Origin of the sequence: Kitasatospora sp. NPDC051984 (assembly GCF_044593455.1) — a bacterium.
In the GTDB taxonomy this organism is placed as follows: Bacteria; Actinomycetota; Actinomycetes; order Streptomycetales; family Streptomycetaceae; genus Kitasatospora.
Genome location: NZ_JBIUCB010000002.1, coordinates 1 through 9,042 on the forward strand (window position 1 = coordinate 1; position 9,042 = coordinate 9,042).

Sequence of the window (9,042 nt, forward strand, 5' to 3'; positions counted from 1 at the left end):
CTCAGGCGCGTGCTCAGACTTCGACCCGGGCGACGCAAGCTCCGCCGGGGGCGTGTACTCCGACTTCAGCGCGGACGATGCGGGCTCCGCCGGGGGCGTGTGCTCGGGCTTCGGCGCGGACGATGCGGGCTCCGCCGGGGACGTGTACTCCGACTTAGGCGTCGGCAGCACAAGCTCCGCCTCAGGCGCGTGCTCAGACTTCGACCCGGGCGACGCAAGCTCCGCCGGGGGCGTGTACTCCGACTTCAGCGCGGACGATGCGGGCTCCGCCGGGGGCGTGTGCTCGGGCTTCGGCGCGGGCGACGCAAGCTCCGCCGGGGACGTGTACTCCGACTTAGGCGTCGGCAGCACAAGCTCCGCCTCAGGCGCGTGCTCAGACTTCGACCCGGGCGACGCAAGCTCCGCCAGGGGCGTGTACTCCGACTTCGACCCGGGCGGCACAAGCTCCGCCTCAGGCGCGTGCTCAGACTTCGACCCGGGCGACCCCAACTCCGGCTCAAGCGTGTGCTCGGAGTTCGGTGCAAGCGACGCGGCGCGCTCGCCCCCCTCGGGGGAAGTCGGGCGCAGGGGGCTCTCCGGGCCCGTCCCGGTGCGGGGTTCGGTGACGGTCTCGGAGCGGGCCGAAGCAGCGGCGCTCTCGGCCCGGACCGGGCCGGTGGCAGTCTCCGACCGGACGGGAGCGGCGACGGTCTCGGACCTGGCCGGGGTGGCGGGCGTGCGCGGTCCGAACTCGGCCGGGGCCGAGGCCGACCGGGGGCGGTTCGGTCCGCCCGTCGCACGGCTGCCGCCGCCCGTCGAGGCCGGCCCACCAGCCAGGTTCGGGCCACCCGCCACGTGGCCGCTGGCACCGCCGGGCGTGCTCGGCGGCGGGGTGCTGGGCGTCGTCAGCCCCGGCGCGTCCAGTCCGTCGTCGCCGGACGAGGTCCGGCTGGTCGGCTGCGGGGCGCCCGGCTGCGGCGCAGCGTCGTTCGGCGCCCCGCCCGGGTGCTCGTCCAGCACCTCCGTCCGGGACGGACTCTCGGTGCCGAAGCCGTCGTCGATGTCCATCGGCTCGGACGTGTCGTGCGACGGCTCGCCGCGGGTGAACGTGCTGTAGCGCTCCATGAATTGGGGGTCGTGCGGCCCGGAGATGTTGGTCTCGTGCCGGTCCGCGACGGAGGCCCACACCGTCCAGGAGGGGTCGAAGCTGTAGGGCATCTCCCCGGGCCTGGCGGCGACCACCCGGCGGTCGGTCAGGTCCGCCCAGCGCAGTGCGCCGTCCCGGTCGTGGACCAGCGCGACGGCGTGGCCGGCGCCGGTCGGCCCGGCGCCCAGTACGGTGGCGAAGCTGCCGCGCCCACCGGCCTTCACCTTCGCCATCAACTCGTTGACCGCGCCCGGCCCTTCGCCGAACAGCGCGGGCCCGTCGTGCCGCTTCCACAGGACGTTGCCGGGGATCGGCTCGACCGTGCCGTTCAGGGTCTGGCCGGAAACCCGGGGCCGCCCGAAGTGGGTGTCCCGGTACGCCTCGACGTTCTCGAAGCAGGCCTTCAGGTCGTTGCCGGGCTGGAAGCCCTCGACCGGCCGGACCGGCGACTGGTGCGGATTGACCTTCTGCAGCAGCGAGTTGCTCATCGGCGGGTGCAACTTCGGTGCGCCACCGAGGTAGTCGACCAGCTGCCCGGTCAACTCGTGCTGCGGGCCCACCGCTTGGTAGCCGCGGTCGCGCATGACAGCGTCGGTGTTCTCGTACGCGGGGGTGCGCTGCCGCTTGGCCTGCGGCCCGGTCGGCTCGGTCTCCCGGCGCAGCGACACCTCCTCGTCGTCGTCGCGGCCGCGCTTGCGGTTGTTGCGGGGCTGCTCCCGGGGCACGGTGTCGCCGCCGTGCTCAACTTCCGCTTGGTGCGGGGTGGTTGAGGGTGGGGTCTCGACGTCCATCGGCTCGACGCCACGACTGGTGCCGCGCTCAACCGGCGGCGCGTGCACGCCAGTTGCCGACGGCGTCTCGATGTCCATCGGCTCGACGCCACGGCTCGTACCGCGCTCAACCGGCGGCGCGTGCACGCCAGTTGCCGACGGCGTCTCGATGTCCATCGGCTCGACGCCACGACTGGTCACGTGCTCGGTCGGCGGAGCGCCGTGCTGACCGCCGGCGGGCGCGCCGAACCCCTCGCCGGAGGCCATCGCGTTGTGGGCCTGGAGCTGCTTCGCGCCGTCCTGGTTCATCCGTTCGATCCAGCGACCGCCCCGCCGCGGTTCGAGGGCCTCCAGCATGGTGTCGATCTTCCCCTGCCGCGAGTGCGGCTCGGCGTCCGCGCCGTACCCGACGGGCTCGTTCAGCAGCGCCCGCATGGTGCCCTCGATCAGCAGCTTGCTGTCATTCGCGGCCCGCCCGAGCTGCGCGGCGTTGTCGGCCAGCTGCTGAGCGGCGTTGCGCACGTCCTGGAGGCTGCGGCCGGGCTGCTGAAGAGCGGCCACGGTGTCCAGCTGGTCCGTCAGACGGCCGCGGAACTCGCCGATCTGCTGCTCCAGCACGCGGTACCCGGGGCTGTTGCGGTCGAACTCGCGCAGCGCCAACTCTGCCGCCCGGTCGAAGTTGCTCAACTGCTCGCGGGCGGTCACCTCGTACGTGCCGACCGTCATCCGGACCCGGTCGGCCTCGGTGGGCGGGGTGAAGTTCAGCGGACGCCGGTTCTGCCGGCCGACCCCGAACTCGCCGCCGTGGTCCACCACTTCGTGGCTGATCACCTCCCAGCCGTGCGCGCCGTGCTTGAGCATGTTGGTGACCGCGAACGGCCGCGACTGACCGGGCGTCATGTACTCCTCGACGCCGAACCAGTCGGTGACCGATTTGGTCGCCCGGAAGTCCGCGGTCATCCCGAGGTTCGAGGACGCCGAGTACGACTGGACGTGCCAGACGGTGAACTCGTGCGGCGTCACGTCGGTGATCGCGAACGCGCAGCCGTTCATGCCGCCGGTCAGCACCAGGCCGTCGTTCGGCCGGGACGGGTCCGGGTGCATCGGGACCACGGTCTTGCCGATCGCGTCGGGCAGGTTCGGGTCCGGGCGGCCGGTCTTGTACGGCACGTACGAACCGGTCACGTAGTGGTGGTCGGGCTGCGGCGCGGGCAGCGCGGTGCCGGCCGGGGGACGCGGGAACGACGGGTCGTGCTCGGCGTACTTCTCCCAGGCCGGGGTCAGCACGAAGCCGTTCTTGCCCGCCCCGACGTGGTTGCGGTCCGGCACCAGCGTGAACCAGTGCTGGTCCGCCTTCTCGACGGCGGCGACGAAGGAGTTGGCCTGCTGCTGGTTCAGCCCGGGCATCCGCTGCATCGCGCCGTCGGCGTAGTTCACCGTCACCGGCGCCTGCGACATCAGCTCGGCCGGGTCCTGTACCAGCCAGCGCTCCACCGTGCCGGGCGGTGGCAGCAACGGCTCGGCGTGCGGCGGTTGTTGGGCGGCGTGCGGCTGCTCGTGCGACGGCACTTCGTGCACCGGCGGCGCGTCGTGGGACGGCGCCTCGTGGACAGCGCTCGGCGGCGGCGGGGGCGGCGGCTGGTGTCCGAAGACCGGCGCACCCTCGTGGACGCTGCCCATCGGCGGCGGGGGCGGCGGCGCAACCGGGCTGCCGAACCCGCGAGTGCCGGTACCCGCGCCGTGCCCGGTGGCCGCGGGCGGCGGCGGGGGCGGCGGCGCAGCCGGGCTGCCGAACCCACGCGTGCCGGTACCCGCGCCCTGCCGGGTGGCCGTGGGCGGCGGGGGCGGCGGCGGCGCAGCCGGGCTGCCGAACCCACGCGTGCCGGTACCCGCGCCCTGCCGGGTGGCCGTGGGCGGCGGCGGGGGCGGGGTGGGGTCGTCCAGGCGGAGGCGCGCGGTCTCCCGACTGAACTCCTCGTCGGATTCGCTGTCGTCCCGGCGGCGCTTGCGGCCGGGCCCCGCAGCGTCCGCCGTCCCGTCGTGCATCTGCACGTCCCCGTCGGGGGTGTGGGCGGTGGACTGGCTGGCGTCGGCCATCACCACGTCGTGGTCGGGCGCCGGCTGCGGCACGTGGTCGGGCCGGTACAGGCCCTCCACGCCGAGGCGCTGAAGCTGTTCGTCCGTCAGCTTGGTGGCGTCTGCGCGGTTGGCGAACTCACCGGACGAAGAGACCGGCAGCTTGGCGGCGTGCGGGGACGGGACGCCGAGGTCCTCGACGACGATCGTCGAGCTGTCGCTGAGCTTCTCGGCCGTCCGGAGGTGCTCCAGGTCGGCCTGGGTCTTGGGGGCCATGAGGTCGCGCAGCTCGAGCGGCACCAGGCCGTTCGCCTCCAGGCTGCGGACCGCCTGCAACAGGTCGGCGGTGTGCGGCGCGTACAGCACCTCGGGCGGCAACTGCTCGTGGGCGACGGCGGTCAGCAGATCGGGCTCGCGGATGATGTGCGGGTCCAGGAAGTTCTGGATCCACTTGTTCACCCACTCATCGCCGAACCGCAGGTTGGAGGCGCTGTTGGACAGGTCGGCCGTGAGCTTCTCGATCAGGGCGGGCACATCGTCGAGGTGTGCGGTCAGTGCCTGCTCGAACATCGCGGCCGGGTGCTTCGCCCCGTCCCCGGCGCGCGCGTACGAGCCGCCGTACTGTTTGCCGACCGTCTCCAGGTCGACCGTCGCCCGGGCCACCCGGCCTGCGGCGTTCTTCTGCGCGGTCGAGGGCGTGGTGACGCCCGACACCTGCTCGGCGTAGACCTCCTTCACCCGGTCGCGCAGTGCCTTGGTGGTGGCCAGGTGCTGCTCGGCGCCGGGTAGTTTGGCAGTCTCGTCGTCCACCTGCTTCGCGGCTTTGTCGACCGCAGCCTTGGCCTTCTGCTCGGCCTTGACGTCGGCCTCTGCTCTGTCCTTGTTCGCGGTCGTCGGGTTGTCCACGGCGGCCTTCGCGGATGCCTGGGCCGCCTGCTCGGCGGTGGCGTGCGCGGCCTCGGCGGCCGCCAGATCGTTCTCGGCGGTGGCGATGGTCTTCCTGAGTGTCGCCAGAGTCTTCTCCGCGGCCTTCACTTCCCGCTCCGCCGGGGCCTCCGCCGTCCGCGGGTTCGTGCCCTTCTTGACCGACTCGTTCAGCACCTTGGCGATCTCGCTCTGCCGCACGCCGGGCCGATCGTTCGCCAGCTTGTCCGCGACATCGCCGTACCGGTCCGGGGTGAGCTGGTCCGGGTGATCGCGCAGGTCGCCCGCCAGGTCGCGGACCGGCTTCGGGTCCTTGCCGGCCGCCTGGAGGTGGTCGGCCAGGTCGTCCAACTTCCCGGCCAGCCGCTGCTGCTGCTCGGGCGTCTGCAGCCCGCCCTTCCCCTCGGCGGCCCTGGTCAGCACGGCCGCCGCCTCGTCCAGCTTCTGCGGCCCGGTGACGCCGTGGACCAGCGCCAAGTCGTCGACCGCCTGTTCCTTGATCTTCTGGTGGACCGCGCCCACCGCCCAGTGCACGTCGGCGAGTTGCTTCGCGGTCGGGTTGTCCGGGTGCACCTCGGCCACTGCGGCGTTCAACCTGTTGAGCTGCTCGCGGGCAGGCATGTCCAGGCCGGACCGGCCGAGTTCTCGCTCCAGGTTCTTCGCCGCCGTCTCGGCGCTGCCGTGGTCGGTGATCCCGGTGGTCTCGAACGCGCCCGGCAACCGCTCGTTGCCGTAGGTTGCCCTCAGATCGACGGTGCCGGGAGTGCGGGTCAGCTCGTGCTCCCTCAGCCCGGCCAGGTCGTAGACCTCCGTGCGGATCCGGGCCTGGGCCTTCTTGCCGTAGCCGTCGTAGATCCGGTGCTGGTCCGGGGACATCGCGGAGACGAAGTCTCCGAACGCGTCCGAGGCCGCCCGATGGTCGCCCTCGTCCATCGCACGCGCCTTGAACACGGCCGCCGTGACGTACTTGTGCACCATGTAGTCGGCGATCACGTGGTTGCGGTTGATGTTCGCCGGCCCGATCGAGGGGGCGTGGTTCTCCATCCGGGCCACGACCTTCTCGGCGTGCGGCTGATGGCCCATCACGCCTTGGTCGGAGTACCCGAACGCCTTGCGGTAGGTGTTGTCGAAGTCCGTCCAGGCCTCCTTGCTGGCCGGCGCCTCCACCCCGCCCCTGCGGGTGCTGCCCGCCGGGGCTGCCGACGGGGCCGGCTTCTTGATCTCCGCCTGCGCCGTCGCAAGGTCCTTCTCGCGCTGCGTGAGATCCTTGGCCAGGTTCTTCTTGTGAGTCTTCAGGTCTTCGTACCGGTCGTTGTGAACCTTGTTCTTGTAACTGCCGTCGGGCTGCTTTCCGTCCTCCCGGTGCTGCGTGGCCTGTGCCAGCAGGGCGTCGTTGCGCAGCTGCTCGGCCTTGATCCGCTCGATGCTGCCCGGCAGGACCCGGACCTCGGCCTCGTACCGGGCCCTGGCCAGCGCGGCGTCCTTGAGCAGCTCGTGCTCGAAGATCGCCATCCGGTCGCGCTGTTCCTGCATGCTCGCCTTGGCGTTCTCCAACCCCTCACGCTGCGACCGGAGTTCGGCGACCCGCTCGGGCGGGTGGTTGCCGGTGGTCAGCTCGTGCTCGACCGCCTGCAACCGCTCGTCGACCTTGGCGATCGCCTTCGGGAGCTGCTCGGCGTTGCGCGACAGCACATCCACGTGCTGGAGCTTCTCGTTCCGGTACTGGGAGAGCACCGCGTTCGTGTCGCCGGTCTTCAGCTCGTCCCGGTCGTAGCCCTGCACCTGCTCGCGGACCCGCTGGAACTCAGTGGAGTCGCTGAGGAACCTGTCGAGGGTCTCGAAGGTCTTCTTGCCGTCGATCTTGTGCTGGTACTCCGCGCTGGTGGCGGGCGGCGGCGGGTGCGGCAATCGGTCACCCGTCGGGGGCGTGTGCTCGGTCGGAGCAGGTGTGCGATCAGCCGCAGGGGGCATGTGCTCGGTCGGAGCAAGTGTGCGATCAGCCGCAGGGGGCGTGTGCTCGGTCGCCGGCGGGACGTGCTCGCCGGTGGGGGCCGGGGTGCCGTCCACGTGCTGCATGAACTCGCGGAAGCCGTCGTACGCGGCGTTCTGCGCGGTGGTCTCGCGCACCGGGTTCGCGGGGCCGTCGTGGATGGCGGACGGGTTCTCGCCGTACAGCTTCTTCAGTAGCGGGTACAGGTCGGGCTCGTGCTGCTTCACCCACTCCGGGCCGTTGTTGCGCGGCTCGCGGGTGAACGCGTCGTGGCCGTGGTTCGTCCCCAGGTAGGCGTTGGTGGCCTGCGCGAAGTACTCGTGCTGGTCCTGCGAGGAGTAGTTGCCGGGCCTCGAACCGTCCGGCCACTGCACGGACTTCGTCGGGTCCTGGGCGTCGGCCTTCTTCTTGTTGAAGGCGTCCGTGATCGTCTGCTTGTCCGCGGGGGTCAGCCCGTGCTCGTGCAGCGTGTGGCTGAACTCGTGCGTGGTGGTGGAGTACCCGTCCGCGTAGTGGCCGCCCGCGCCGATCGTGGTGCGCTCGCCGAGCAGGTTCTCCTCGGTGACGGCGGAGTGCTTGCCGCCGGAGCCGCGCATGTCGTCGTAGCCGCGACCGCCGCCCGCGTCGGAGTCGTTGGTCCCGCCGCGCAGGTTGTGCAGTTCGGGGACGTCGGTCATCCGGACGTCCTTCGGGACGATCACCACGTCCGCGCCGCTCTTCATCAACTGTGCGGCGGTGTCCGGGTCCTGGAGCATCCGGGCGACCTGCTGCTGCGCCTCGTGGCGCGCGGACGGGGCCTGTTCGGCCCGCGGGTCCACGTGCACGATCAGGTCGGCGGCCACCTTGGCGAAGTCCTTCGGCGGCAGCGAGGACTTCAGCGTGTCCACGAACTCGGGGTCCTGGGCCAGCCAACGCCGGTTCTCCGGCTTCAGGTTGGCGAGCTCCTGCGCCCGCTGCTCCGGCGTCATACCGGGCATGTCCTGCCGCAGCCGGTCCGCGTCGGCGGGACGACGGAGCCGCTGGCCGGGCCGCTGGGTACGACCGAGTTGCTGGACGGCGTCCCGCACGTTCGTCGCCCGGCCGAGCCGGTCGAGCTCGGTCTGGCGTTCCTGCCGCTGACGGTCCAACAGCTGGTCGTGGGCCTGCTCCGCCGTCGGCTTGCCGTTGCTGCCCGCCTCAGGGGCGCGACCCGCACCGGGGCGGATCGTGCCACCGGCCGGGGCGGCGGCCGGGTTCGGGGTGGTGGCCGGCTTGGCACCGCCCTGGTGCGGGACGGTCGGGGACGGCGTGGCGTGGGCCGAGGCCCCGGACCCGCCGTGTCCGCCGGCACCGCCGACCGGGCCTGGCGTGAACCCGCCCGCCATCGGCGCACCGGCCATCGGGCTCTGCGTGGTGCTCGCGGCGGCCGGGGCATCGCCCGGACCGTCCGGCACGAGGTGCGCGGCCACCTGCTCCGGCCCCGCCGGACGGGCCGTCGCCGGCCCTGCGGACAGGCGGGTCCCACCGTCCAGATGGGTGCCCCCGGCCCCCGCCAAGTGCCCGGCACCGCCGAGCACACCCGACAGGTTGGGCATCGCGGACGCGCCGCTCGGCCTCGGCTCCCGCGGATCGTTCTGCGGGGTGAACCCGTCCGGCGCCGAACTGTCGTGCGCGCCAGGCTGGTTGACACTCTCCTGACGCGGCACCGACTCGTGGGCCGGCGCCGCAGGCTGCGACTCGCTGCGCGGGGCGGCATTCTCGTGCGCGGGAGCCGCCGACTCGTGACGCGGCACCGACTCATGCACGGCCGCAGCAGGCTGCGACTCGCTGCGCGGCGCCATCTGCTCACGCGTGGGCTCGACGCGATCCTGACGTGGCGTCGTCTCGTGAACCTGCGCGGCAGGCTGCGAGTCGCCGCGCGGAGCGAGGTTCTCGTGCACCGGGGCCACCGACTCCTGACGCGGCACCGACTCAAGCACAGGCGCAGCAGACTGCGACTCGCCGCGCGGCGTCATCTGCTCACGCCCGGGCTCAACGCGATCCTGACGCGGCACCGACTCGTGAACCTGCGCGGCAGGCTGCGACTCGCTGCGCGGGGCGACATTCTCGTGCACCGGAGCCACCGACTCCTGACGCGGCACGGACCGCTCGGCGGCCGGGGCAACGCTCTCCTGACG

At 72.4% G+C, this 9,042-nt stretch carries 1 pseudogene; it reads right to left on the bottom strand.

Annotation, left to right across the window (positions count from 1 at the left end):
• Positions 1–8,805, bottom strand: a pseudogene (locus tag ACIHEI_RS04075) (hypothetical protein); the annotation flags it as partial.
• Positions 8,806–9,042 lie beyond the last annotated feature (237 nt).